The sequence below is a fragment of the Bradyrhizobium sp. CCGB01 genome (genome assembly GCF_024199795.1).
GTDB lineage: Bacteria > Pseudomonadota > Alphaproteobacteria > Rhizobiales > Xanthobacteraceae > Bradyrhizobium.
This window is the reverse complement of record NZ_JANADK010000001.1, coordinates 1,790,429-1,816,779: the sequence shown is the minus strand read 5'-3', so window position 1 is coordinate 1,816,779 and position 26,351 is coordinate 1,790,429. Positions and strand designations below refer to the sequence as shown.

The window sequence follows — 26,351 nt, the reverse complement described above, 5'->3', positions numbered from 1 at the left end:
TTCTTCCCGGCTTCAATTGCCCGGTACAACCGATGTCTTGAGCAAATTGCCGCGGGGCTTAGTGATTGTATGACGGCACCGCCCGCTCATTTCCGCCGCTTCAAATTTCTAAATCGCTCTCAGAATTTCAGCGTATCCCTCCGGTGAAGGCCGCCTTGCCGAATGAGGCGTTTTGTTGAGAACTGTCCTTATGGACAGTGATAGGCGCAGTGCCCAAGTCGAACGGCTTGAGGTGGTGGACACGGGCCGGCGGCGGCGCTGGTCCGAGGATGAGAAGCTCAAGATCGTTCTGGAGAGCTTACAGGCGCCGCGCCAAGTCGCGGCAACAGCGCGGCGGTATGGCGTGTCGCGTTCATTGCTGCTGCGTGGCGACGGTCGTTTCGGCCGGAGCCGAAGGATGCCGCCGATCAACCGGGCTTCGTACCGGCGATGGTGGTCGCGGAATCAGGGCCGACGCCTTGTCCAGCCACGCCGGCCAGCAGCGGCGGGTCGATCGAGATCGAGTTTGCTGCCGGGGCTCGGATGCGGATCACGGGCGCGGTCGACGCGGCGACGCTGAAGGCCGCCGTGGCGGCGCTGGCAGATGGACGCCTGCGGTGATTCCCGTTGCGTCGGGCGTGCGGGTGTGGATTGCGACCGGCCACACCGATATGCGTCGCGGCATGAACTCGCTGGGCTTGCTGGTGCAGGAAGCCTTCAAGCGAGACCCGCACGGCGGCGATCTCTACGTGTTCCGTGGCAAAAGCGGGCAAGCTGATCAATATCCTTTGGCACGATGGACTGGGCATGTCGCTTTATGCCAAGCGGCTGGAGCGCGGCCGCTTCCTGTGGCCGTCGTCGGCTGATGGCGTGGTGACAATCACCCCCGCCCAGCTTGGCTACCTGCTGGAGGGCATCGACTGGCGGATGCCGCAACATACCTGGCGACCGCAGGCGGCTGGCTGATCGCTGGGATTTTAATCGGTGGCACGATCAGCGGTTCGGACAGAGACCGCGTCTTGTGATTCTCTGGTCGGCGATGGGCGCCGATGATTCTCTTCCCGACGATGTGACCACGCTGCAGGCGATGCTGCGCGCCGAGCGAGCGGCCCGGTTGGCCGCGGAAGCCGAAGCCCAGGCGGGGACCTTGCTGATCGAGAAGCTCAAGCTCACGATCAAGAAGCTCCGGCACGAGCAGTTCGGACAGTCCTCTGAGCGGGGCGCATTGCTGGACCAGCTCGAGCTACAGCTCGCCGACCTGGAGGATAACGCGGCGCAAGCTGCGACCACAGCGCAGATGGCAGCCGAGAAGATTGCGGTGCCATCGTTCGAGCGCCGCAAGCCAGCCCGCCGGCCACTGCCGGAGCATCTGCCACGGTAGCGCATCGTCTATCCGACACCTGCGATCTGCCCATTGCGGCGACAGCCGATTGCGCAAGATTGGCGAGGACGTGACCGAGACGCTGGAGCTCGTTCCGCGCCAGTGGAAGGTGATCCAGCACGTGCGCGAGAAGCTCGTCTGCCGGGCCTGCGAAGCGATCACCCAGCCGCCGGCCCCCTCGCATCCGATTGCGCGCGGGCGTGCAGGGCCAAAGCTGCTGGCCCATATCCTGTTCGCCAAGTACGGCCTGCATCTGCCGCTCAATCGTCAGAGCGACGACTACCAGATGCGCTGCCGAGGCAGCCGACCTTGCCCGCGGGTTTAATCCAGTTTGAAGTTCGTTTAGCCCACGACAAGGACCAGAGCATAGAGCAGATCATCGGGAACTTGAAGGAGCATGAGATCGCCGATCCGTGCCGCAAGCATGGCGTCAGCGACGACAGCATCTACAAATGGAAGGCCGGGTTCGGGGGGCTGGAAGCCTCGGAGGCCAAGCGGCTGAAGACGCTGGAGGATGAGAACACGCGGCTGAAACGGTTGCTAGACGACGCCATTGCCGGTTGAATTCTGTTGGGATGGAAATGCTAGCCCCGGCACCAAGTCCCTTAGAAGGCGCGGTCGCCCGTGGCTGCCGCTGACCTCGCGCTTCGAAAGATCGCAACGAGGCAATCGGCTTCCCAAAGCTCAACGTCATGCTCGCCACACATTTGCTCAGCGCGATGTTTCGCGGTCTGCTCGTCATTGCAGTCAAGCTTCGCCGCGAAAACAACTCGCCTGCTGGTGTCCACCACGACGACTTTGTACCGCGTGGCAGTCCCCCAACGGGACGCCATGGTAAAAAAACGCCTCTGAGCCAGCACCCTATATGAGTTCAGAACGAGCGGAACCATTGTTCTTGACATTCAGCATCGAAAGATTCCCTGAGATCAATCGCCGCAACTGGCCGACAGAAACTCCCCAGCAAACACTCCGTCCGCCTGCACCCATGCGCCATCGCAGTAGCTATTCGTGCCGAGGTGGAATCGTCCCCTAAAGATTAGTTTAGTTCCCGGCATGATCCTGGAGGACCACAAGGGATCCGATCATGCCATTGCACCGTGCGAATGCCTTGGAAAGGACCGGGAGGGTGGCGGATGACTGCCGCGATGAGGTCCCGGCGTGGCCAGTACCTCTCGATCAATGGGATTTCTCGATTTTCAATCGAGATGAGATCCTGGCGCTATTATTGACGCCCAGCAGTGATCCAACCATTTGGCTCGTCGCAGTCGCATTGGCTGACGGCTTTGGATCGGGATGGGCTGGGGCTTGGTACGGTCCTGTAACTAATCTCGGCTCTCAATCAAAGTGCTCAGAGAGTCGGAGTAGAGGACCAATTTTTGCGTCTTTGTTAGCCCCCGCTCAAGTTTCGGCAAAAGCGGTGTGAGCAAGCGCGCCCAAGAGGCGCGGCTTCTGATAGAACGGGATGGCCCCGCGTTTGGAACGCGTGGCTTTGTCACTGCACATGTAAGGAAGCGTGAGCAGCGCGCTTTGGCCGGAAGACTAGAGCCGTGAATCCATAAAGCCGCACGGACAGCTCGCTAGAGTCCCCTATATCCCGATAGCGACCATATTTCGCGTCGCAGTGATCTGATGCGGTGGCCAGAAGGCGTCCTCGCCGATAGGGCGATTCTAGCGCAAAGGGGACCTTCTATCTGGCTGCGCGAGGGTCTGAGTAACGGCCCGTTTTGTCCGAAATCCGCTCAACAGGGAACGCTGCAGCGGGTCACAGTGTCTTGAGGTATTCAAGCAACGCTTTTTTGTCTTGGTCGCTCAAACTCGTCCCGTACTCGTGGCCACATCGGCTGTTTCCAGTATTGATATCACTGCAATCCGTTACGGATCGTGTTCGCTCAGCGGCGGCTCCTGGGTAGTCGCAAGACCAACGTTTTCGATGTCGTATTTCCGTCCAACGCTAAACTGTGATGTGCGGTGCCCTGATGTCTTGAGCAATTCCGCCAAGGTGGGGACCGAGCCGTTATGAAGATAGGGTGCGGCTGCCCAAATACCCTGCAGAACACGAGCCTCGTAAGCGCCCCATGGAGGGAGACGATTGCGAGACGCTCGTTCTGCTCCCTGCCGCTTGGTCTGTTCGATCGCTGCCGACGTGCTGGCAGTATCGAATGCCGTTAGCAGATCCTGCAGCGTTGGCGGTAATCGTACTAGCCCCAGAGACTCCGGTGTGTCGGACGACCCCGGATCTGGCGCTGCGGCGACCCGCGCGTTGGTGGAAGCGGGTCAACACGTGTTCTGCGATTTGAACCAATAACCGAGGTAGCAAGAATGTTAAGAACTTGGTCATTGTCCTTCAGTGGGGCGGTCGCCAGGGGAATGTACGCTCCTTTCAGCACGCCGGTATTCGCTTTCCAAGCGAGGACGTCGTATTCCCGTGTATCGGTTCCAACGTTCTGGACCGCAGTTCTCCACGTCTTGATGAATGGAAAGCGCTGCTCGCCCTCTTGAATTCCATGGCATGCGCTACATCCACCTTCCGCGGGATCTCTTTCGAAAATCAGCTTGCCCTTGGTCGCCGGGGCAGCGTCGATCTTCCAAGGCCATTTCGGAGGGCCAATTCGCTTTACCAAGTTTTCGAGCTTGCTCAGGCCGTCGAAGTTGGCGGAATTATTGTTGAGGAAGTTGATGACCGCACCCTGACGTTTCGGTTCGAACGTGGCGAAAACCCCCAGAACCTCGCCCACGTTCCGAGCCAGCCCCAAGATGTCACTTCCGTTTTTTTGCGAATCCCGGCCACTGTGTCTTGTCTTGCCGCGGCGCATTCCAAAGGAATGGATATCTCACTGGAGCATCGGCGGTTTTCATGTTTTCCGGAATCATGAAGTCGGGTGGCGGGCCGATGTCGAGTCCCGATACGCGGTTGAAGATCATCCCGACCGCATCTAGACGGCCAACTCCCCAGCCGTTCTTGGGTAGTGCGCGGACCATGAGGGTATGAAACCGCAAGTACCAGGCGTCTATCGACGAAGATCTGCGACGTCGGCCGGATCCGGCGTTTCGGACCGCAGAACAACTGCAGCAAACGGAGCGAACGAGCTATCGCTGGCAATCACATCGCCGACTGCCTTGTCCAGATCGCTAAGCAGTGCGTAGAAGTCCACAAACGCCGGACCGCCATCGACGCGATACACCTGACCGTCAACTTCAATCTGGCGCGTGTGACATGCGGAGCAGGTCATTCCGACGACCTGGAAGTCTTGAGGGCCAGAAGCATGAAAGCCGACGGGAAGGTTGGCCGCGTTTCCAGGATTCGGTAGATAACCGTATCGTGATAGACCATGCGATGAACGGTTGTCCGTTCCTTTGCTTCAGAGCCTGCATCCAAGACAGTGTGATCAAGCGCGAGCCCTGATCGCGCGAATAGAAGTCCGCTCTCGCTGTCGTGCTCCAATCCGCACCTTGCTCAACATAGTTCGGATTGGCGTCGGTTCCCTGGGCGCTCAATCTCGACGTGAGGACAAACGTTAAGCCGATCAGAAAGAGAGTACGGATCATCGTCTGACCTTCCGTTTGATCGCTAAACCGCTGAAGAAATGTTCACGACACGAACTTCCTCGCGGTCAGGGCAAATTGGGATCGCCCCTCTCGCCCGCCTATTAATGCGGCCTGAGTATCGCCTGATGATTAATCATTAGGGGCGCGGTCCGATCTAAGTTCAACCTACCAGCTCCGGGGAGTGGCACCGGCTCGCGGATGTATCGGCAAGCCCCACTCACCGCAGAACCCCGTGCCGTAGCGAGCTCGACGGACTCCGCCGATGGGTCGTCACATCTTCAGATCAGGTATGTCGTTCCGCCATCTATTCTTCGTAGAGCGGGCGGCGAACGCTCTCTCCTGGGAAATGGATGTCAGCGTCACATGGTGAGGTGCTTGACAGCTGGTGCGAGTCGGAAGATCGAGAGTCGTTACCGTTGGACCTACTTCGGGTGCGCATTCTTTCTAAGGTGACGCGCCGCAGTTGGCGGGACCTTTTCGGCAATTTCGTAATCGTGTTCGATGGCCGTCTCTATTTGTGCTTCCCATCTACGGCGGGGTTCGATTTGTGCAAACGTCGGCTAGTAGAGGTGGGGGACGCCGTAGGCAAAGCCGGAAGTTCAGGAAATTCGATGCTTCCCCATTTGCATTTTCAAGCCATGGATGACCAAAATCCGGAGATAGCACAGCCGGTACTCTGCGGGTTCTCGCAGATGGAAGTTCTGAGTGGGGATCGGCGGGAAACATTAGGATCAGGCATACCGCCGCGGTGGCAGCGCGTCCGGTCGGTGTAAACCGTCTGGCCTACCGCTGAACCTTCATCTAAAGCGGGATGGGGTTAGGTTGGATCGATTTGGGATTCCCAAATCAGTGTGCTTCTGATTCACCATGCTGGCATGACCTGCTTCCGCCAAGATGCCAGTCTGAACTGGCAATTTTCCAATTCAGATCCACTGAAGGTCAAATTAATGAGACCTAGGCGATGGACTTTGTTCATGACCAGCTCGCCAACGGTGGCAAGATTCGTGTGCCTTACCATCGTCGATATCTTCAGTCGTTTCTCTGCAGCTGTCGATCCGCGCTTCAGCTATTGAGGCGAGGATGTCGTGCTGACTTTGGAACGCGCGTGCAAAACCGTCGGCTGCCCCAAGACCACTCGCGTCGACCAGGGGTCGGAGTTCGTCTCCCGCGATATCGACATCTGGGCTTATCAGGAAGAATGTCGTTCTCGACTTCTCCAGGCCTAACAAGCCAATGGACAACAGCTTCATCGAATCCTTCAACGGCAAGTTCAGAAACGAATGCCTGAACACGCACTGGTTCCTCAGCCTTGACGATGCCCGGCAGAAAATGGAGAATGGCGTAGAAACCACAACGAAGTCCGCCCACACAGCGCGATTGGCAACAAGGCCCGATATAGCTGTTGAATGGCTCCCGCCGCCGGCATGAACCGAATCCGGAAAATTCCAGCTCCGGCTGGCCTAGTTTTGGAGAGCGTTTCAAAACCCTCGGGACTCTAACTGCCGCTGGATGACAATTCAGTGGCAGGTCACCGCGAGCATAATGCTAACAATAACCACAACAAAGAGGAGTGGTGCCATGAACCTCGGCGGCTCGCTCGTTGTTTTGGTGGCGTCGGATGCAGGTCTTCTTTGCACTGTCAGTCTTTTGGACGGGAATTTCGTCCGTGGAGTGAATTCGCGCGGCCTCAATGCCGATCTGGTTCGCGCGAGTCATTCCTCGATGTCTTGCTCCGGCGCTTTCGCCGACGGACCCTTCTGAACGGAAGCGAGTTGCGAGCGGCAGTGATGTCGTTAGGCTATCAAGCTGAACTGGAAGGACATGCTCAGGGTCATCCGGCATGGCGCTGATGAATGTCATTCCGGTCGTCGCGACAAATTTTCGACGCGGCCTCTGCCGTCCGGCCAGCCTACGGGCTTAGGTTTGTACACGCCGGCATTGGCGACGAAGTTCGGAACGTCAACGGAGTCACGAAGAATGTGATCGAACTCGCCATGGTCGGATATCGTGGCCAAAGCAAGATCAGTTTCCAACGCGAGTGCGCAGGCCTCACCGTTCTACCCAAATCTATGAGCACACGTTTGCCTGCGAATCGGGAGCTTTCAGAGCCCGTGAGATTCCAGCATTCCGCAGGCAAATCGGTATCGGCACGTTATCAGCCATTGACAGGAGGCCCGAACCATCGCTACATATAGTAATCATGGTTCCACCGGATCGCAAGATTTAGTGGCTAAGAGGGAAGCCGGTGACTGCGCTTTGGCGTGGAATTCCGGCGCTGCCCCCGCAACTGTCAGCAGCGAGCTGTTTCCGAAAATCGTCACTGGCGCTATCTGCACCGGGAAGACGGGAAGCGAGCAACGACCTGCGAGCCAGGAGACCTGCCGTGATGATCTGAACGTCCACGGGCGGGGTGTCCCGGCGGTCGCTTGCATGCGCCGTCGGCATCATTCCGCCGGCGATCTGCAGCGTCCTTCCTCAACGCCCCGTTCAAACACAACGCGCATCACGGGGCCTATTGATGTCACTGAACCTGCACGACGCGGAAGGCGCTTCCGCACCCATCATCCAGTTGCGTCCACAGTCACTTGCGGCTGCTTTCAGCGAGCCGGCCATGCAGATCATCCGCCGCAATGGAAAGGTCTCGCCATTCGATTCCGCCAAGATAGCTGTTGCCATGACCAAGGCCTTCCTTGCGGTCGAAGGCACCAGCGCGGTCGCCTCGCGCCGTGTCCATGAGAGCGTCGAGCAGCTGACGGCCGAGATCGTCGCAGCGCTGATGCGGCGCGCAGGCGAAGGACGCACCTTCCATATCGAGGATGTGCAGGACCAGGTCGAGCTCGCCCTGATGCGCAGCGAGCACCACAAGGTCGCGCGCGCCTATGTGCTGTACCGCGAAGAGCGATCGCGCCAGCGCGCAGAAGAGGCGGCTGCGCAGCCAGCGCCCGTTGCCGTTCCGGAGCTACACGTCACGCTTGCTGACGGCTCGCGCATCGGCCTCGATACCAGGCGTCTCGCGCTGATCATCGGCGAAGCCTGCGCGGGGCTCGACGGCGTCTCCGCCGCCCCGGTGCTGGCCGAGACCACCCGCAATCTCTACGACGGCATCAGCCAGGACGAGCTAGCGCTGGCCTCGATCATGGCCGCGCGCACGCTGGTCGAGCAGGAGCCGAACTATGCTTATGTCAGCGCGCGTCTGCTGCTCGACAAGCTCCGCGGCGAAGTGCTCTCGCATGTCCACGGCATTCCCTCGTCCGCCTCGCAGGCCGACATGGCGACCCGCTATGCCGAATACTTCCCGGCCTATGTGAAAGCCGGCATTGCTGCCGAACTGCTCGATCCCGAGCTCTCCCGTTTCGACCTCGGCCGGATCGCCACGGCGCTGAAGCCGGAGCGCGACCTGAACTTCCAGTTCCTCGGTCTCCAGACCCTTTACGACCGCTACTTCCTGCATGAGCGCGGCAAGCGCATCGAGTTGCCGCAGGCGTTCTTCATGCGCGTCGCTATGAGTCTTGCGGTCCGCGAGATCGACCGCGAAGCCAGGGCGATCGAGTTCTACGATCTGCTGTCGTCGTTCGACTTCATGGCTTCGACGCCGACGCTGTTCAATTCGGGCACGCTGCGCCCGCAATTATCATCCTGCTTCCTCACCACCGTCTCCGATGACCTCGACGGCATCTTCAAATCCATCAAGGACAACGCGCTGCTGGCAAGATACTCCGGCGGGCTCGGCAACGACTGGACGCCGGTCCGCGGTCTCGGCGCCCACATCAAGGGCACCAATGGCGAGAGCCAGGGCATCATCCCGTTCCTGAAGGTCGCCAACGACACCGCGATCGCCGTCAACCAGGGCGGCAAGCGCAAGGGCGCGGTCTGCGCCTATCTCGAGACCTGGCACGTCGACATCGAGGAGTTCCTCGATCTGCGCAAGAACACCGGCGACGATCGCCGCCGCACCCACGACATGAACACCGCCAATTGGGTGCCTGATCTGTTCATGCAGCGCGTCGATGCCGACGGTGAGTGGACATTGTTCTCGCCGGACGAGACGCCCGACCTGCACGATCTCTATGGCACTGCGTTCAAGACCGCGTATGAGGGCTATGAAGCCAAGGCGAAGGCCGGCGGCCTACGCGTGTTCAAGACGGTGCGCGCGACCGACCTCTGGCGCCGCATGCTGACCATGCTGTTCGAGACCGGCCATCCCTGGATCACCTTCAAGGACCCCTGCAATCTGCGTTCGCCGCAGCGGCACATGGGCGTGATCCATTCCTCGAATCTCTGCACCGAGATCACGCTCAACACCTCGGCCGACGAGGTCGCAGTCTGCAATCTCGGCTCCGTCAACATGCTCGCCCATGTCGGCCTTGACGGTATCGACCAGGCCAAGTTGAAGCGGACGGTCACGACCGCCGTGCGGATGCTCGACAACGTCATCGACATCAGTTTTTACACGATCCCGGAGGCGCGTCGTTCGAACATGCGCCACCGGCCGGTCGGCCTCGGCCTGATGGGTTTTCAGGAGGCGCTTCAAGTCCAGCGTATCCCGATCGCGTCCGAGGCGGCGGTGACCTTTGCCGACGTCAGCATGGAAGCGATCTCGTTCTACGCGATCGAGGCGTCCTCCGATCTCGCCGCCGAGCGCGGCCGCTATGCGAGCTTCGAGGGTTCGCTATGGTCGAAGGCGATTTTGCCGCTCGACTCCATGCAGTTCGTCGCCGAGTCCCGCGGTGGGTTCGGTGCGGACCGCTCCTCGACGCGGGATTGGGATCGCCTGCGCAAGAAGGTCACCGCCAGCGGCATGCGCAACTCGAACGTGATGGCGATCGCGCCGACCGCGACGATCTCCAACATCTGCGGCGTTTCGCAGTCGATCGAACCGAACTACCAGAACCTGTTCGTCAAATCGAACATGTCCGGCGACTTCACCGTCGTGAACGAGTTCCTCGTTCGTGATCTCAAGGCGAGGGGATTATGGGACGAGGTGATGGTCTCCGACCTCAAATATTTCGACGGCAGCGTCGGCCAGATCGACCGCGTCCCTGACGATCTGAAAGCGCTCTACGCCACCGCCTTCGAGATCGACAGCGCCTGGTTGATCGAGGCCGCCGCGCGCCGGCAGAAGTGGATCGACCAGTCGCAGTCGCTCAATCTCTACATCGCCAATCCCTCCGGCAAGAAGCTCGATGCGCTCTATCGGCTGGCTTGGCGGCACGGCTTGAAGACCACCTATTACCTGCGCTCGCGCAGCGCCACGCATGTCGAGAAGTCGACGCTCAAGGGAACCGACGGCAAGCTCAACGCGGTGTCTGCATCTGAAGCTCTCTCGCACGCCCCGATCATGATCCCGGCGGCGGCAGCTCCCGATCTCGAAGGCATCAAGGCCTGCCGGATCGACGATCCCGAATGCGAAGCGTGCCAGTGAGGAGATGACGATGCTCGATTGGTCCGACACCGAAACCACGGCGGCGACTCCGGCTGCCTCAAGCCTCGCCACCGCGCTCCGTCCGCAGACCCAGCTCAGGCTCGAGCCGGTCGACCCCACCGGCTTGGGTGCGATAGATCGCGGCGGCGGCCGGGTCTCGGTCGACGAGAAGCGGATGATCAACTGCCGCGCCGACGTCAACCAGCTGCTGCCGCTGAAATACAAATGGGCCTGGGAGAAATATCTCTCCGGCTGCAACAATCACTGGATGCCGACCGAAGTCTCGATGCAGGCCGACATCGCCCTGTGGAAGTCGCGGGACGGGCTGACGGAAGACGAGCGGCGCGCGATCAAGCGCAATCTCGGCTTCTTCGCGGCCTCCGAATCCCTCGTCGCCAACAACATCGTGCTGGCGATCTATCGGCACCTCACCAACCCGGAATGCCGCCAGTACTTGCTGCGGCAGGCCTTCGAGGAGGCGGTGCATACCCATACCTTCCAATACATCGTCGAAAGCCTCGGCCTCGATGAGGGCGAGCTGTTCAACATGTACCGCGAGGTACCTTCGATCACCGACAAGGCGGCCTGGGCGCTCAAGCACACGCAGCATCTCGATGATGCTTCGTTTCAGACGCGCACGCCGGACAATGACCGCGCCTTTCTGCGCGATCTCGTCGCCTTCTACGTCGTGTTCGAGGGGATGTGGTTCTACACCGGCTTTGCGCAGATCCTCTCGCTCGGCCGCCGCAACAAGATGGTCGGCATCGCCGAGCAGTATCAGTACATCCTCCGTGACGAGAGCATCCATCTCAACTTTGGGATCGACGTGATCAACCAGATCAAGATCGAGAATCCGCACCTGTGGACGCCAGCGTTCCAGGACGAGGTACGCGGCATGATCCGCGAGGCGGCGGAGCTGGAGGCCGCCTATGGACGCGACACGATGCCGAGGGGCTTCCTCGGGCTCAATGCGGCACTGTGCGAACAGTACATGCACTTCATCGCTAACCGTCGCTGTGCGCAGATCGGACTTTCGCCTGTATTCGCCGAGGTCGAGAACCCGTTCCCGTGGATGTCGGAGACGATGGATTTGAAGAAGGAGAAGAACTTCTTCGAGACCCGCGTCATCGAATACCAGAACGGAGGTGCCTTGACTTGGGAATGACAAGAGCAGCGCCCCGAAAGCATCGCTACGCTTTGCGAGGTCGTTCGGCGCTCGCCGCTGCGAGAGTGGAACGTTGCGGAAGATCTTCCTCGATCAGATCCCTCCCGTCAGACCTCACGATTTGTTCTTTTGACAGATCTGGCGTCACGGAATCAATGCCGAGGGCGATCGCTGCTTTTTCATCGGCATAGCTGGGGCGCAGAAGGCAATGATTGGCTGGGGCGCCGGCAACCGGAATGCGGAAAGCACGATGGACTTCCGCAGCCGTGTTGTCGGCCACCTGAAATGTCCTTCCATCCCTACCGCGTAGCAAAACACGCGACGCTTTCGGTTTGGACGCCTCTTAAAGACCTACAGCGTAACGCATTTGTCAAGGAAACGCAGGACCGGTACTCCCCGCTGCCGTAGTAAACTGTAAAGCCGTCACGTAGTATCGGCGATCCCGAGCAACAAAGCCCTGCGCCACCAGAAGGCGCTGGAGGTGGCTGACACGCTTTGGACATTGCGCAGCTTATTGATGCGGCGCTTACCGTTGCTTCTGCGCTGCTTACTGAGACCCCGCCAGTTCGAGGTCGTTAGCGATCTTCCAGGGAATTTGCAATTCCGGATTTCAGCCGACAACCTGGCGCACGCGTCCAAGTTCTGCATTCCGTCGAATGGATCAGCCGCTGGTTTGATCTCGTGGCCGGCCAGCGCTGATAAATGGCGGAGAACGGCCGATTTGTAGCCCGGCCTCGAATTCAAGCCGGTACCAACTGCGGTTTCGCCGAGTGGAACGATCGGGAGTTGCCGCCGCAACTCCTTCACATACTTGGCATGGCGTTCTACGACAGCCTCATATGCCCTGACCGAATAGCATTGGAGCGGCATCCTGCAAACATGTCCGGCCAAGCCGAAGGGTTTGCGAATGCTCCTTTTTCTTGTCCGAGAACGCGGCGGCCAGTTGCATCACGGCGAGCGAAGTCCCTCCGACATCCGAAAGACCGCAAGCTCATGGCCGTGTCATTGGCCGATTGACCGAGATTGACGTCATCATTCGGATGGACGAAGGCGTACTCGCCAACCGGCTTTCCGGTCAGCCGCGCGGCTAGATTTGCGATCACCTCATTGAGATTCATATTGGACGATGTGCCACCCGCCCCTTCGAGCACGTCGACAATCAGGTGGGCATCCTGCTTTCCAACGCGAATCTCTTGGACAGCCTCAATGAGGGCTTCCCGAAAGCGCGCCGATCTCTTTGTTGGCAAGCGCTGCCGCTTCTTTTATCATCGCCAGTGCTGGGACAAACTCAGGCAGCGTCGCGATGGTGCGGCCGGTCAGCGGAAAGTTCTCCAAAGCTCGAAGAGTATTGATGCCATAGAGCGCGTCCGCAGGCAGCTTCCTCTCACCAAGAACGTCTTCTTCGGTTCGCATTGGGCCCATGACACCACCTTTTCCGTATTTTTATGGCTAGCCATCGATTCCCGACGAAGCATCGCCGCATCCGAAGATTGTAGCGGGAAGCTATATCTAGCAACTTCAGCCCCAGTTTGAGCACGACCGCAAGCTGCGAGGTCAACTCGTAGAGCTGCCCTGATGAGCACCGCTTTGACACCCGCAGTTTAGCGGTGCGGGCCGTTTCCTGGTGAAGGGGGCCGTGAGCTTTGCCGACACATTGATCAGACGAGACAAAATAGTTTCCGGAAAATGGCGCATGCCGTCTAATCCACACCACGACTGATGCTAAACTGCATGGGACCAAAAGATCGCATTTGCGGAGCAACCGCCACGATCGATACTGAACTTTACGATCCTTTCCCGACAAAGCGGCCCTCTTTGCGGTGGCTTCACGCGGTGCTGGCCGCGATGGTCTCCTGACCAGCTAGTATGCTAGACGCCGAGAGCGTTCCAAGACCCGCATTCGCCAAACCCTCTTCTCAGAAAAATATCGACGTGGACACCAACAAGTTCAAAGCATGTCCCGTTTTGACCGTGTAGGTGATGCTTGTCGGGTTATTGATGTATGTCAGTCCTAAGCTTGAGTATATCCCGGCGCCAGATGCGCCGTGTATGTGCCCGAAATCGCTGTGCTGTCGCGATGCACAAGGTGGCCCTTGGCCACGGCGGCATTTACTGCAGCATCGCTCCACGCGGTATTGGTGGCAACAATAGCAATCTGATCACGTGGGCGGCCGTCAAACAGCCCCTTGGCGTACAGACGGAGCTCGTAATACTGACTCACTCTGTTTAGCTCGGGCGGCGCGTACATCGCAGAAAATCCTGCATAGACGCCACGAACTGCCGAGCCTTGGGCATCAGACTGCCAGAGTTGCCTGTCCGCTGCCACGTAGTAGATGCTGTTCGCGCTAGCTCTCGGCTGCGACGGATACTGCAATCGAGTAAAAGAACGCCCGCGTTGGTCGTAGTCCAGTCTAACCCGTCCGGATTTTCGGTAATGTGCGCAAATTGACCGTCTGGACTGAGAGAACGCTGTATTGACATCCGCATATAGAATCGATCATCGAAATTGTACTTCAGATTGAGACCGGGCGTCGGCGCGGCATTGTTGCTCATGCCTGCCTGGTACAGGATATTCGATGAAGCTCCAAAAACATTAACTGCTGCATTCCCTCCAACCACGGTACCTGCGAACTCATTTATGTTTCTGAGGTAGCCCATTTTGAGTTCGAGTTTCCCGTCCAAGAACGTCTGATAGTAGGCGATCGTATTGATCCCAACTCTATCTGGCCCCCCGGCTTCCATGTCCAATATTGCTGCTGGGCTCCCAAAATAATCTGACCATCTGGAATCCCAAAGCGACTGAGATCGTACGTCCCGATCATGAAGTTAAGCGTGTTAAATGTCGGGTTCTGACCAGCATATAGCTGCTCGTGGATCGTGCTCCTTGCTGCACTTGGCAATTGATTGACTACGAATGTGTTTACCGTCCCGCCAACATAGCCGATCCCGACATCCGCCAGCGCAGATCTAACGCCACCCTGATCCTGATCTATCGTATCGGCCGGACCTGGAATATTGAGCCACATACCTCTTTCGCGGAGGTGCTCGAACTTTGCGAACGGGTCATTCCTTTGAGTTTTCCTCCAAGCAATTGCATCCGCTCTGTCAGATTTTGGTGCAAGTGAATTCATAGTCTCTACGGGCGCCGAGCCATCGGTGGGATACGCTACTGCTTGGGACCAGACGCCTCGGGATCTGACAACCGGACGATTCTTATTTTGAGTTCTTTCTTGAGTAACTTCACTTGAAGTGCCGCTTTTGGGGCCAGGCACGTTGGTAGCTTTTGCCGGCGCCGCGCCTCCGACGGGGCTCGCCGCGAGAGATAGTGCCACAACAAACCATCTCTGCGTGTTGACTGCACGAACCCTCGTGTCCAGCGCGCTAGCCGCAAGGCAAAGCAATCGACGGGGCCGGAGCCTCAACACCTTTGAAGCCTGAGCAGCGCTCGACGATCGCGCAAGATGATTCATTAGCAGCTTCAATGAGGCGGGAGAGAAAGCAGCTGGAGCAGATCTCATTGCTGAGATGACGAGATAGCAGATCCATCAGGCCCGTAACGCGACCAGATCTCGCTTGCATCCCGACTCCCTTAGCGTGAAAGGCGCCGATTTCGTTGCCCCACGAGTGCCATGCGTCCCCCATCTCCATCAATCACCAAGGTTGGTAGGTGACCCAGCGCAGTGCGTTGCGTTCCGATTCGTGTCGTCAAACACCAACGGGCGCATAATCAAAGAGCGGCCGCTTCTGCGCGGCATCTTGCGCCTACAACTTGTTCAAGGACTACGTCGGGGGGTGAGCTTACAGACACAGAGGCGCGCAAAGCGTGCTCTCGACATCGCCGCTCATGAAGACTTGGAGCGGTACGTCTGCTGGAAGAAGTGAGCTTCCCCGCTCATAACTTGCTTCTCAAAGCCACGGACGCGTTCCGGTGGAAACACTTTCGATACCGCAAATCGGCCTTGCTGAGTATAGTAGTTCGTGCAGATGGATGAAGGCATCGTGTGGCGATCTGCTGAATATTGCGATCCAATGGGCGGTGTTAGAACTTGTCCGAGATGAACAAAATACATACTGACTGCTATTCAGCAGGTCCGGCAGAGGCTCGACAAGAGTCGAGGCCAGCGCACGCGAGCAAGCAAGCCGATCGAGAGCCCGATGTAAGGAAGTCATTAGGCCCAATAAACTTGCACGATACCTCTTTTTCGAAGGAATCGCGCTCTGTGCAGCCGCAACGCAACCCAAGTTCCGCCGCTTGCAGTTCGTTTCTTACAATCCCACAGCTGGTCAAGCCAATGGGGCCTTTCAGGAATCGATGCGTCTTCTAATCTGAGAGCTAGCACCACGGCGGTCAATGACCGTTGGCATGATGCAGCGATAGGCGGACTAAGCAGAGACTGCCCTGCCTGTTTTGCGGGCAATCCATCCTGTAGACCCGCTAAGCGACCTTTGCCACAGGCTTCTTGGTCGCTGTTATGCGGGTTACGCTGCTCTGACCATCGATGCTGATGGGTATCTCGCCTGCGACTGTGGCGCGACGAACGACGCGATGCTGGTCGCCGTAATCATTCACCGCGTAATGTTGCGTGGCGCGATTGTCCCAGACCACTACATCACCTTCCTTCCAGCTCCAGCGCACAGTGTTTTCGGGCACAGTGATATGGGACTGAAACAGATCAAACAGCTTCTGACCGTCGTATTTTGGGATGCCAACAAAACGTTGTACTAGGGCGCCGAGCACCAGCGTGCGTTCGCCGGTCTCAGGGTGGACGCGCACGACAGGATGCTCCGTCTGATAGACCGTTTTCGTGAAGACTTCGTCCAAGTGCTTCTTATCGAGCTCGCTGGCGCGGGGCATTATTGCGTAGTCGAATGCATTGCTGTGGAAGGCCCAGAGCTTGTCCGCAAGCCGTTGCAGCGGCGGTGCCAGGTCGAGGTAAGCCGTGACGGCATTTGACCAGACTGTATCGCCACCGAAAGATGGCATCACAATGCCGCGCAGCACCGCTATCTTGGGGTAGGCATCGACGAACGTTCCATCCGTGTGCCACAGGTCGGCTCGGCTACCGGCGCGAGCCGAATCAAGCTCGATGATCGACGCTGTTCCATTAATGGCACCGCGCATCGGATGAGCCGCCAGACTTCCGAAACGAAGAGCAAAGCGCTCCTGTTCGGCGTCGTCGAGATGTCCTTGGTCGCGAAAGAAGACAACCTTGTGCTCGAGCAACAGCTCATTGATGGCGGCGATCGTTTGGTCGGGCAGATCGCCCGAGAGCTTGACCTTTCGAATTTCTGCGCCGATGCGCGCTGCGCGTTTGATGACGTCGGCGCGAGGAATGACACTATCCGAGACGATCATTGCATTCACAGCGGCACTCTCCAAATTGAGAGATCTGCGGTTCGATCGCCAGACCAAGCTACTCAGCTGGGATAGAACCTGTCGAACGCCACGTTGCGGACAGCATAGCGCCAATCCGTCAAAACCGAGTGACCCCGAGGAGCCGATTTATGCGCGCTTCGGGGTCTCGAAGAGGTGAGGTCTGGCCTGCGTGACGGTTTCTTATCTATTGATTGACCGAATCTGTCAGTTGGATCAATTGCTAACATTGGTAGTTGACTGAGGCATAGGCTTTACTACTCGCTGGCCAATTGATGCAGAAATTGCAGCTCCGTTCAGCGCCGAACGCGCAAAAAAACACCAGTCGGGTGGATAGAGGAATGAGAGAGGGCCCGTGAGATCGATCCTGATGGGAAGCTCAGCGCTAAAGAGCCGCAGTGCTAATCTCATGCGATCGGAAGTCCCAAGAGTAGAGTTGTTCGATCGGTGTTACCGTCCTCACAGCGTCGGAGGTCCAACACCATCGGCGACGCGATCATATGGCCTTCCCCCAGCGCTCCGGGGCGAACAAGGCTTAGGAAACACGTTACGGCGCAAGGTTAGCGTTTTTCGGCCAAGCTCGTCGGGCTGATGCAAGCGCAGAGGTTTACACCATTGATTGCCACGGACTTAAGAACCTCATACCTGCCAGCATGCCGCGGAAAAGGTGATCATGAGGTTGACGTAATCCTTAGGTTACAGATAATCGAAGGCGTCGAGGTTCTTCAGGTCTCGCCTGATCTGGAGCTAAGAGGGAAGCCGGTGCGCTCTGGATCCTTTCGGGATCGAAGTAATGCCGGCGCTGCCCCCGCAACTGTAAGCGGCGAGCCTGCATTCACACGTGTCACTGAAGCAGACGCTTCGGGAAGACCGGATGTAGGCGATGACCTGCGAGCCAGGAGACCTGCCCCGACAACATAATCGTCCACGGGCGGGGTGTCCGGTGGTACGCTAAAGCAGCAGGCGCTTCGCAGCCCTCCTGCCTGCGTCCGCCATGGCTGCCCCCCAAACAATGGGGTTAAAGCTATGTCTATTCTCTCACTTCCTGTCGCAACACTCGGCATGCCACGTATCGGGCCACGCCGCGAACTCAAGCAGGCACTCGAAGGCTTCTGGGCCGGTAAGATCAGCAACCAGCAGCTTCTTGAAACTGCAGCCGGTCTTCGTGTCGCAAATTGGGCGCGTCAGAACTCGCTTGGCGTCACCGTCATCCCGTCAAATGACTTTTCACTCTACGATCAGGTTCTCGACACGAGCGTCATGGTTGGTGCCATTCCGGAAGCGTATGGCTGGGACGGCGGTCCGGTTTCGCTGAAGACTTATTTCGCTATGGCGCGCGGCTCGCAAACCGAGGATCATGAAGCGAGTTGCAGCCACGCCGATGATGCCCGCCCCTCTGCCGCGCAGGAGATGACCAAGTGGTTCGATACGAACTATCACTACATGGTGCCCGAATTCCATCAAGGTCAGACCTTCAGGCTCTCCTCCCGAAAGCCGATCGAGGAATATGAGGAGGCGAAAGCCCTTGGCTATCAGACGCGTCCTGTTCTGGTAGGACCAGTCACCTTCCTGAAGCTTGGCAAGGGCGCCGATCTGACTTTTGATCCGATTTCGCTGCTCGATAGCCTCGTGCCGGTCTATGTTGAGGTACTCAAGGAACTAGCGAAACGCGGAGCCGAGTGGATTCAGCTTGATGAGCCGTGCCTTGTGATTGATCTTGACGAGACCACGCGGAATGCGCTCCAGCGCGCCTATAAGCGTCTCGCCGACGACGTACCTGGCATTAAGGTCATGGTTGCAACTTATTTCGGGGCGATCGGCGACAATCTGTCGACCGCTCTGGAGCTGCCTGTGGCCGGACTGCACGTCGATCTTGTTCGCGCTCCCCAACAATTGAATCAGATTGAATTCGGCGCCCGCGCGGACCTTATGATTTCGCTCGGCGTGATCGATGGTCGCAACGTGTGGCGTTCCAACCTGTCGGCGCTTGTGGACCGGCTCAAGCCCGTCGTTGCCAGGCTCGGCAAGGATCGCCTGCAGCTGGCGCCCTCCTGTTCGCTCATACACGTCCCCATCGACCTTGAGCTCGAGACCGAGCTCGATTTGGACGTGAAGAGCTGGCTTGCATTCTCGGTTCAGAAGATCGGGGAACTCGCGGCCTTGGCGAAAACGCTTGCGGGCGATGAGAATGTCGCCGCGCTTGCCGAATCAGACCTTGCGGCAACGGCTCGCCGAGTATCCTCAAAAATCCATGACACGGCCGTCGCGCAGCGGACGGCCGCGATTGGCGATGATATGCGCCGCCGCAATAGCGCGTTTGCGAGCCGGACCGAAATTCAGCGCAAGCGATTCGGCCTGCCCCTTTTCCCCACGACGACGATCGGATCATTCCCGCAGACGACCGAAGTTCGCAAGGCCCGCGCGGCCCATGCCAGTGGGAAGTTGACAGACGTACAGTATGAACACTTTCTGAAGAAGGAAACGGCTCACGCCGTCCACTGGCAGCAAGACATCGGGCTCGACGTGCTCGTCCACGGCGAGTTCGAGCGCAACGATATGGTCCAATATTTTGCTGAGCAGCTCTCCGGATTCGTGTTCACCAAGCACGGTTGGGTACAGTCTTACGGCTCTCGTTATGTTCGCCCTCCGATCCTGTTCGGTGACGTCTCCCGGCCGAAGCCGATGACCGTTCGGTGGTGGAGCTACGCGCAATCGTTGACCAAAAGGCCTATGAAGGCAATCCTTACGGGGCCCGTGACGGTCCTGAATTGGTCGTTCGTCCGTGACGACATTCCGCGCAGCGAGGCCTGCCGACAGATCGCGCTCGCGATCCGTGACGAAGTCGCCGACCTCGAAAAGGCCGGTGCAACCATGATCCAAATCGATGAGGCTGCGCTTCGCGAAGGTTTGCCGCTCCGCCGATCCGAGTGGAAGCCTTATCTGGACTGGGCAGTGGACAGCTTCCGCATATGCTCGTCCGGCGTCGTCGATGCAACGCAGATCCATACCCACATGTGCTATTCGGAGTTCAACGCCATCATCGACGCAATTGCCGCGATGGACGCGGATGTCATCTCGATCGAAACGTCCCGTTCTAAGATGGAGCTGCTTGATGCATTCACGGCGTTTAAATACCCGAACGACATCGGCCCCGGCGTCTATGACATCCACTCGCCTCGCGTTCCGGAAGCCAATGAGATGGGAGATCTGATCGCGCTGGCTCGCCGACGGCTGTCGGACTCACAGCTCTGGATCAATCCGGATTGCGGCTTGAAGACTCGCAAATGGGACGAAGTGCGTCCGGCACTGGCCAACATGGTCGCAGCCGCCCGCGAACTGCGCAAGGCCTGCTGATTCCAGCGTGACCTTACCATAGAGCCGCGTTCGTTCGACGGAGCTTGTCGGATCCACCCGCAACTGCCCCCGCAGCAGCTTCGCCGGCGGGAGCGACGAAGACGGGTTTATCGGAGGCTCCGCGGCCATGCCGATAACCCTGTGTTCGACAGCTAGTACGAACAATAACACATCAGATTGCATATTCGTGAAAAGTCACCGGCGACGTTTTCCATCACACGCCTCAAGCATCGGGCTGCACCTGGACTAGTCCCACTTACGCGGTGGCCACACCTCGCAGTACCTAGAGGGACTCCGTGGGATCGTTACTGACGCGGCCGACCGGTGTGCTACCCCCATTGCCGTACAAGGCGCAGACCTGCGGACAGCTAAAGCAACCAGATCGGCCGGTCACGGGTCAGCCGCCCGCGTCTGACTAACCGCACCACTTTGCCTTTGCCTAACGGAATTGCAAACGTCGATCACATCTCAACCTGCTAGCGCTACCACGTCAAATCGCTCGTTTGAATTACCTACGTCGAGTTTTATAACCAAGTCGATTCGTTACTGAAGCGGTATGGAGTCGGAAATGTCTCAAGCAAAGTGGAAATTGACGAACTGGATCGGTGCGGCCTGCCTAGGTGTACTTCCAACGGCGCCTGCAGCGGCGCAACCGATCTGGACCTGGATCAACCAATACGGCTCAACCCTAGTGGTTGAGAATTACAATGCGAACACAGGTGCGATTGCCGGCACTTACACGAACAATGCGGGCAATAGCTGCGACGAAGGTGCGCCTCAGTTGATGACAGGCTGGCTCGCACAGACTAACACTGGCACGGCGATCAGCTTTTCGGTGAATTTTGCAGGTTGCGGCTCGACAACCGTGTGGACGGGACAGCTGAACGCTACCTCGGGATTTCAGGGACTCTGGCTACTTTCACTCGCCGAAGCGGTGGCGTGGAATGGCATCAGCGCTGGCGCGGACACTTTCGCTTTCGCAAGCGGCGACAAATCAAAGCTTCCGTCCGCTGCCGGAGAGGCGGCCAAGGGAGGCGCAGGCGAGAAGCTCTCGAATACAAAGAATCGCAAATGACATGACCTGCCACGGGCGCGGGAAGGAACGTATCACGGACAGTTCATCCGCACTGATTGGTTAGCGATTTCGAGATGGGGCCTTGCCGCGCCCGACGGCCTGATCTATTCGGGCGCGGTTTTATTCGTTTGAGGACGCGCAGGCTCAGCGTATCGTCGATTCAATGTGCGAAATGGATCGCCTGTTGCAGTTAAACCGCCGCCAAGTCGCGAGACGTTCCGTTGGATTCTGAACTTCGGTGTTTACCTAGAGCTCGCCGATCGCGGAAAGTTCGCAAGCTGATCAAGCAGATATCGGTGGTAAGAGGTTAGTGGCCGGAAACCAGCCGAAAGCGCGGCGCGCAGGCGCAAGAATCTACTCCGTTTGGTGGAACGTAATGGCCATTTTTGCGTGCCGGTTTTGGGCTGGTAATTTTTTTAATGAGCAACTCGATCCTGGCGATGTACGCGTTTGGAAGTGCTCCGATCCTGATCTCACTCGCAATGCGAATTCACAGGAGACGCCGCCTTGCGACACACCTTACCGGGAACGTCCTCAACTTAAGTGTTCTGCTCAAACAGGAACGTGATCATCGTACGGGAGCACCAGCCTAAGACTGATTGCGATGCCCGCTGCAACAACTAGCGTGATTGCCATTGCGATCATGGCAATGTCAAAGAATCCGGTCCTATCCTTAAGGAAGCCGAGCATGTACGGGCCGACGAAGGCGCAAAAAGCACCAATAGAGTTGATGAACGCGATACCTTCGCCGGCAGCGGCGCCAGCAAGGAAACTCTGTGGGATCGTGTAGAGGACTGACCGCGCGGAGATGGTGCCGATCAGAGAGAGCGTCATGCATATGAGCGTCGATATAAGCGACGCGAGCACTACCGAAAACACGAGGCCGGTCGCGCCTAGCATCAATGCGGCGATCAGATCGTAGATCTTATGCCCTTTGCGATAAACAAAGCGCGCCCAGAGCAACATGCCAAATGTCACAAAAAGATAGGGCACGGCCGAGAGCCACCCGATCTGCATGTTGTTCAAGTTCTGGTCCTTTAGAAGCAGAGGGAGCCAGATGCCAATCCCATAGGAGCCGATCGTGAAAGCGAAGGTGATCGCCGTCAACTTTGACACGCGAGCGTCCTTTATTGCGGCCCAGAGATCCCTCTCGACCTTCTCGTGCTTCTCGCTTGCAAGTTCGTTCAGCAACGCATTGCGCTCTGTAGGCGTGAGCCAAGAGGCCTTCTCCGGCGTATCGGCAAGCAGAACGAGGCATAGGACCCCGAGCAGGCAAGCCGGAGGGCCTTCGATCAGGAACATCCACTGCCAGCCAGCCAGTCTCCACACTCCGTCCGTTTCCAGGAGCGAAGCGAGAGTGGATTGCCGACTAACGCGGACAGCGGCGTTGCAGCCATAAACCAGGCGACGACGCCCGTTTCTTGATCGCGCCGGAAACCAGGTGGAGATGTACCAGATGACGCCGGGATGACGCTGCTTCGGATTTAGGGTGGCGGTGCTATTTGGATAATTTGCGAGGCGCGAGGCCCAAGCATCGCGCGAGCTTCCACTACGGTTGCGGGCTCGTACCCAAGTTCTCGGATAACCCTTACTGTCTTCTCTTCGAGCCGCACGTTAGTGGCAAGCACGCCCTGTTCGAGGTACAGATTGTCCTCCAACCCGACGCGGACGTGAACCTCCGGCAAGCACCGCGTGAGTTGTTGCCGGCAGCTGAGCTCGACCGATTCCGCTAACGCAAAACATGGCTCCTTTTGGAAGATTTCCGATCATCGTATCGAGAATCTGCGGGGTGTAAGGCAAGCCGCCCTGAATTCCGCGCTCGGCACCAGGAACGAAATTGATCCAATAGGGAGGTTTTTCGAACCCCTTATTGATGAGGCGTATCGGATCTTGGAGAAAATGGGAAAGTAAGAAACATTCTCATTCAGGTTTGATGCCCATCTTTTGGAATCGTTTTGCCATGATGTCGCAGCGGGTGGGCGAGGTGTTCACGACAATCTCGCGATTACCAACGCAGGCTAGAACGCTGTGCGCGTCAAATGTCGCTATGTCGGCGCCGGCCTCGATACCTTTTAGACGCTCCTCGAATATGGCCTCATCGAGACCTGATTCTATCGATCGCACCATATCTCCATCAATGCCCTCGCCCGTACTGTTGTTGATGATGCCGCACTTGGGCGTTGATGTCTTGGTAGATTTCCAGATTACAGGTCGCACTGTCGTCCCGCCTGCGCGCATGCGGCGCCACGATAGATGCACCCGCATCATAGCACCGGTACACATCCTCGGCCATCTAGCTAGGCTGGGTCGGCAGGTGCGGATTGTGCGATTTTTTTTCACCACACCTCCAGTTGGAGCAATTGTGACAATGACTTTGCTCTCAAACTGCTTACTGCGTCTCCTGTCATCGAGGGCTTAAGTCATCTATGGGCGGATCTGGCGAACTTGCCTTGGGAACGCTTTGACAATGACGCCGATTTGGAGGTGACCTCTGCAACAGGCTCACGTCTCCAAGGCGTGGCGTTCACTCTCCGGAGCAGTTGGCTCGCCGAAACACGGCCGCGACCTCCACACCATGCTCGTGTGAGGGAAGAGCAGCTCAATAGCCCGCTGAGCTGAGCTATTCGGACAGTTGCAGGAAAACGGAGCCGCCGGCAGCTTGTGCTAGTGAGATCGCGGAGTTTCCGGGTGGGGTGTGGAACCTTGAATGCGAAACCCGGCAGTTCGACTGCGGGGCCGCCGCGAACTGTGTCAGCGCACGTTCTGCGTTTGCTGCCACGTCGCTTGCGCCGATCTGTGCTTTCCTGGCGGCAAACAGCCCCCAGCTCGCGCCGACAGCTGGCGACCAACCGCGACGTTCGTACATCGGCTTGGTTCCAGCCATTTCATTGCCTCTATGCGTTAGCGGCACACGCGATGCCAGTGAAATTGCCCCGGGACCAGAGGAGATTGCGCTTGTTCTTTCCATCGAGATCGGCGGAATACATCGACCCGGCCAGGTCGATGATGAACATCTGGTCACCGGGAACGTCGAGTGCGATGCCAATGCCCTCCATTAGGTGAGTGATAAGAATTTCCGGTTCCGTTTTGGTGTCGACGCGCGCGCGATTGACTGTATTGCCCCGCGGAAGATCGCCGCGGTCCGTCAAATAGAGGACGCGGTTCGCGAGATCGAACTCAAGGTGGATTGGTTCAGGCAAGCCTTCAAACAGCGCCTCGACGTCAGAGCGGTTTGCTGGGCTCTCACCGTCCGGGATGTCGATGTCGGCGCGGAAGATTCGGCCCAGGCTGGCATTGTCCGAACCCTTTTGAATCCGTTAAATCTCGCGGCGCTCAGCGTCGATGGTGATGCCAATGCACCACCTGGTCGGGTCGCAGCGGCACGCGTCAGCGCGAACCGCCTCGAAGGTTGTTGTTGCCGATTGTCAGCTTCCTGACTGAATCGCAATGATTACCAATCCGAGTCTCATCTGTACTCGCGATGGGTGGTGGCGCGTTCGATATCACTTGCTTGATACACTGAAGTATCCGTGCATGCCCGTGCTCCGCGGCGGACAATCCGGGCGGCCCAGCCGATAAGCAGTGGAGCAAGACCAAGACCAATTGCCAAACCACTCAGCTCATGGATTGTCGACCGACTCATCTAGCTGGGCTTCGATTTGCTTTGCGGCGAACGGTCGGATGCCTCCTTACTGCCGAAGATCAATGTTTCGCGGTCGCGTGGCTCCAGCGGTCGTTCACACGAAAACCAGCCGATGTCGACGTCCCTACCCTCTCGGGCGATGCCCGCTCGAGTGCACGCCGAAGCGCTTCTCGATTCTTGTCGAAAAAGAGTCACTTCCCGAACGCCTATGAACGAGTGATCGCACCCAATGCCGACGACCAACTCGCAAAGAAGGCACAATTCGGGGCCCGCGCCGACCGTACCACCCCAACGAGCTTCGCAACGATTGTCGATTATCAGCTCAGTCGCAAGGACGTCTCAGCACTAGCGCGGAGCCGCGCCCATCAATGCCGGTGTAGAAGCCTCTCCAACTTTCTATATTTTTGGCTCCGCTCTTAATCGAAATTATTTGACGGTTTACCGATCACGACAGCCATGTAGTCCGTCTTTTCCTTTTAACAAGCTTGGTACTTGTGCAACGCAAGCCCTTTCCTGAGCACTCGATGGAGGTCGACTGCGGGCTGTTTTTTCGTGTAGTGATCACAACCGGTTGATTGGCACGCCAATTTCTCGAACATGACAAAGAGCGCCACCATCTCGATGGTCGAGAAGATATCGATGTCAAATCCGAATTAATTCTCGTGGTACTCCTTTCCATTCTTTTGCACCGCTGAGCGGGGCAGTGACTCAGGACATTGGAGGCCAACGTTGGCGCGCGATTCGACCAGGATTTGGCCAAAAAGATAAGCATGACCGAATGGTTCGGCGCGCTTTCCGAAGCCGTTAAAGAACTTGATCAAAAACTCAGCATGCTCGCGAAGGCACTCGGACAGACACCTTCGCTGGAGTCCTTCCTGCGGCGGCCAAAAGCATGGTGGACGCGGTGAACAAGATCGAGGGCCGCTACCGCCAAGACGCCGATCTGGAAGCTAGACGCGCGCTAAACGACCTGAAGACGGTTGCCCCCGCGCGACACAGCTAACTTATTCGCGAGTACGAGAGGGACGGCAGTGGGGAAAATGCCGCTCCGGCGAACGGCTGATCAGCCAGACCGCGGCAACGATGAACGTCCTGCCCTGGTCCGCGGTTCAATCACTCCTTGATCTGTCGGAAGTGCAGTCCTCGGGCCCGCGGCCTCGATACCTGAGAATAGCGTTATTAGGGGCAGGCATTTGATCGCTTGACGAATGCGCCTGTCTGCCACACCGCATCATTGGCAGTCTCGCAATTCTTCATGAGGTCGATCAGCCTAGGCACCGTATTCTGTCTTGTACAGCATCCACGCAAAACTCGAAGCGCCGGCAGATCTTCACGTCTGTCCGTCCAGAGCCACGGATGTCCACACCTCTACACGAAAGTCGACACGTTCCAGCAGTGCTCGTGCAAAGCAC

The 26,351-nt window shown here is 58.0% G+C and carries 19 protein-coding genes, 8 pseudogenes and 2 riboswitches; of the genes and pseudogenes, 12 read left to right on the top strand and 15 right to left on the bottom strand.

Features of this window, described 5'->3' with window-relative positions; genetic code table 11:
* Window positions 1-190: 190 nt before the first annotated feature.
* Window positions 191-307: pseudogene (locus tag NLM25_RS08220) on the top strand (IS66 family insertion sequence element accessory protein TnpB); the annotation flags it as partial.
* 100 nt (window positions 308-407) lie between these two features.
* Here NLM25_RS08220 and NLM25_RS08215 read toward each other — a convergent pair.
* Complete coding sequence (locus NLM25_RS08215) at window positions 408-752, bottom strand: hypothetical protein (protein WP_254124745.1); 345 nt, start codon at window positions 750-752, stop codon at window positions 408-410.
* On the opposite strand from NLM25_RS08215, the gene NLM25_RS08210 reads away from it, so the two are divergent.
* From NLM25_RS08210 to NLM25_RS08195, 4 genes and pseudogenes are all read left to right on the top strand, one after another.
* On the top strand, window positions 678-845 hold the full coding sequence (locus NLM25_RS08210) for a hypothetical protein (protein ID WP_254124180.1): 168 nt from the start codon (window positions 678-680) through the stop codon (window positions 843-845). The two genes, NLM25_RS08215 and NLM25_RS08210, sit on opposite strands and share 75 nt — an antisense overlap.
* Window positions 787-945: an IS66 family insertion sequence element accessory protein TnpB gene (gene tnpB / locus NLM25_RS08205; RefSeq protein ID WP_208068039.1), complete on the top strand. Its 159-nt coding sequence runs from the start codon at window positions 787-789 to the stop codon at window positions 943-945. The genes NLM25_RS08210 and tnpB overlap by 59 nt, the downstream gene beginning before the upstream one ends.
* 121 nt (window positions 946-1,066) lie before the next feature.
* Window positions 1,067-1,643 (top strand): annotated as a pseudogene (locus NLM25_RS08200) (IS66 family transposase zinc-finger binding domain-containing protein); the annotation flags it as partial.
* Between the two features lie 83 nt (window positions 1,644-1,726).
* A pseudogene (locus NLM25_RS08195) lies at window positions 1,727-1,915 on the top strand (transposase); the annotation flags it as partial.
* A gap of 1,317 nt (window positions 1,916-3,232) precedes the next feature.
* Here the strand turns inward: NLM25_RS08195 and NLM25_RS44340 are convergent.
* From NLM25_RS44340 to NLM25_RS08185, 3 genes are all read right to left on the bottom strand, one after another.
* Complete coding sequence (locus NLM25_RS44340) at window positions 3,233-3,403, bottom strand: hypothetical protein (protein WP_375167880.1); 171 nt, start codon at window positions 3,401-3,403, stop codon at window positions 3,233-3,235.
* A 155-nt stretch (window positions 3,404-3,558) separates the two neighbouring features.
* On the bottom strand, window positions 3,559-4,095 hold the full coding sequence (locus tag NLM25_RS08190; protein WP_254136620.1) for a hypothetical protein: 537 nt from the start codon (window positions 4,093-4,095) through the stop codon (window positions 3,559-3,561).
* Window positions 4,096-4,368: 273 nt separating this feature from the next.
* Window positions 4,369-4,590, bottom strand: a complete 222-nt coding sequence (locus NLM25_RS08185; RefSeq protein WP_254116407.1) for a hypothetical protein — start codon at window positions 4,588-4,590, stop codon at window positions 4,369-4,371.
* A gap of 1,274 nt (window positions 4,591-5,864) precedes the next feature.
* Here NLM25_RS08185 and NLM25_RS08180 point away from each other — a divergent pair.
* From NLM25_RS08180 to NLM25_RS08165, 4 genes and pseudogenes are all read left to right on the top strand, one after another.
* Window positions 5,865-6,312: pseudogene (locus NLM25_RS08180) on the top strand (integrase core domain-containing protein); the annotation flags it as partial.
* A 172-nt stretch (window positions 6,313-6,484) separates the two neighbouring features.
* On the top strand, window positions 6,485-6,667 hold the full coding sequence (locus NLM25_RS08175) for a hypothetical protein (protein ID WP_254136619.1): 183 nt from the start codon (window positions 6,485-6,487) through the stop codon (window positions 6,665-6,667).
* Window positions 6,668-7,090: 423 nt separating this feature from the next.
* Window positions 7,091-7,307: riboswitch (cobalamin riboswitch) on the top strand.
* Window positions 7,308-7,424: 117 nt separating this feature from the next.
* Complete coding sequence (locus tag NLM25_RS08170; RefSeq protein ID WP_254116405.1) at window positions 7,425-10,328, top strand: ribonucleoside-diphosphate reductase subunit alpha; 2,904 nt, start codon at window positions 7,425-7,427, stop codon at window positions 10,326-10,328.
* Window positions 10,329-10,338: 10 nt separating this feature from the next.
* Window positions 10,339-11,493 (top strand): ribonucleotide-diphosphate reductase subunit beta, encoded by a 1,155-nt coding sequence (locus NLM25_RS08165; RefSeq protein WP_254116404.1) that lies wholly within the window; start codon window positions 10,339-10,341, stop codon window positions 11,491-11,493.
* 25 nt (window positions 11,494-11,518) lie between these two features.
* Here NLM25_RS08165 and NLM25_RS08160 read toward each other — a convergent pair whose 3' ends face one another.
* From NLM25_RS08160 to NLM25_RS08145, 6 genes and pseudogenes are all read right to left on the bottom strand, one after another.
* Complete coding sequence (locus tag NLM25_RS08160) at window positions 11,519-11,773, bottom strand: hypothetical protein (protein WP_254136618.1); 255 nt, start codon at window positions 11,771-11,773, stop codon at window positions 11,519-11,521.
* A gap of 143 nt (window positions 11,774-11,916) precedes the next feature.
* Window positions 11,917-12,442, bottom strand: a pseudogene (locus NLM25_RS44335) (lyase family protein).
* A 109-nt stretch (window positions 12,443-12,551) separates the two neighbouring features.
* Window positions 12,552-12,740, bottom strand: a pseudogene (locus tag NLM25_RS44330) (aspartate ammonia-lyase); the annotation flags it as partial.
* Complete coding sequence (locus NLM25_RS08155; protein WP_254136617.1) at window positions 12,697-12,906, bottom strand: hypothetical protein; 210 nt, start codon at window positions 12,904-12,906, stop codon at window positions 12,697-12,699. The gene NLM25_RS08155 and the pseudogene NLM25_RS44330, both read right to left, overlap by 44 nt.
* A 598-nt stretch (window positions 12,907-13,504) precedes the next feature.
* Window positions 13,505-14,235, bottom strand: a pseudogene (locus tag NLM25_RS44325) (carbohydrate porin).
* Between the two features lie 1,693 nt (window positions 14,236-15,928).
* A complete protein-coding gene (locus NLM25_RS08145) occupies window positions 15,929-16,858 on the bottom strand; it encodes a TauD/TfdA dioxygenase family protein (protein ID WP_375167817.1) in 930 nt (309 codons plus the stop codon).
* A 710-nt stretch (window positions 16,859-17,568) separates the two neighbouring features.
* A riboswitch (cobalamin riboswitch) is annotated at window positions 17,569-17,794 on the top strand.
* A gap of 99 nt (window positions 17,795-17,893) precedes the next feature.
* Here NLM25_RS08145 and metE point away from each other — a divergent pair.
* The gene (gene metE, locus NLM25_RS08140; RefSeq protein WP_254136615.1) at window positions 17,894-20,221 is read left to right on the top strand and encodes a 5-methyltetrahydropteroyltriglutamate--homocysteine S-methyltransferase; all 2,328 of its coding nucleotides are present in this window, start codon (window positions 17,894-17,896) and stop codon (window positions 20,219-20,221) included.
* 568 nt (window positions 20,222-20,789) lie between these two features.
* Entirely contained in the window at window positions 20,790-21,296 is a 507-nt protein-coding gene (locus tag NLM25_RS08135; protein ID WP_254136614.1) for an avidin/streptavidin family protein, read from the top strand.
* A 552-nt stretch (window positions 21,297-21,848) separates the two neighbouring features.
* Here the strand turns inward: NLM25_RS08135 and NLM25_RS08130 are convergent.
* The 5 genes and pseudogenes from NLM25_RS08130 to NLM25_RS08115 form a co-directional block, all read right to left on the bottom strand.
* The gene (locus NLM25_RS08130) at window positions 21,849-22,625 is read right to left on the bottom strand and encodes an MFS transporter (RefSeq protein WP_309143586.1); all 777 of its coding nucleotides are present in this window, start codon (window positions 22,623-22,625) and stop codon (window positions 21,849-21,851) included.
* Window positions 22,626-22,780: 155 nt separating this feature from the next.
* Window positions 22,781-23,180, bottom strand: a pseudogene (locus NLM25_RS44320) (3-keto-5-aminohexanoate cleavage protein).
* Between the two features lie 36 nt (window positions 23,181-23,216).
* The gene (locus NLM25_RS44315) at window positions 23,217-23,423 is read right to left on the bottom strand and encodes a hypothetical protein (RefSeq protein WP_375167816.1); all 207 of its coding nucleotides are present in this window, start codon (window positions 23,421-23,423) and stop codon (window positions 23,217-23,219) included.
* Between the two features lie 7 nt (window positions 23,424-23,430).
* The gene (locus tag NLM25_RS44310) at window positions 23,431-23,589 is read right to left on the bottom strand and encodes a 3-keto-5-aminohexanoate cleavage protein (RefSeq protein WP_375166820.1); all 159 of its coding nucleotides are present in this window, start codon (window positions 23,587-23,589) and stop codon (window positions 23,431-23,433) included.
* 601 nt (window positions 23,590-24,190) lie between these two features.
* Complete coding sequence (locus tag NLM25_RS08115; RefSeq protein ID WP_254116397.1) at window positions 24,191-24,496, bottom strand: hypothetical protein; 306 nt, start codon at window positions 24,494-24,496, stop codon at window positions 24,191-24,193.
* Between the two features lie 1,213 nt (window positions 24,497-25,709).
* Between NLM25_RS08115 and NLM25_RS08110 the strand changes: the two genes are divergently transcribed.
* Complete coding sequence (locus NLM25_RS08110) at window positions 25,710-25,847, top strand: hypothetical protein (protein ID WP_254116396.1); 138 nt, start codon at window positions 25,710-25,712, stop codon at window positions 25,845-25,847.
* Window positions 25,848-26,351: the final 504 nt, after the last annotated feature.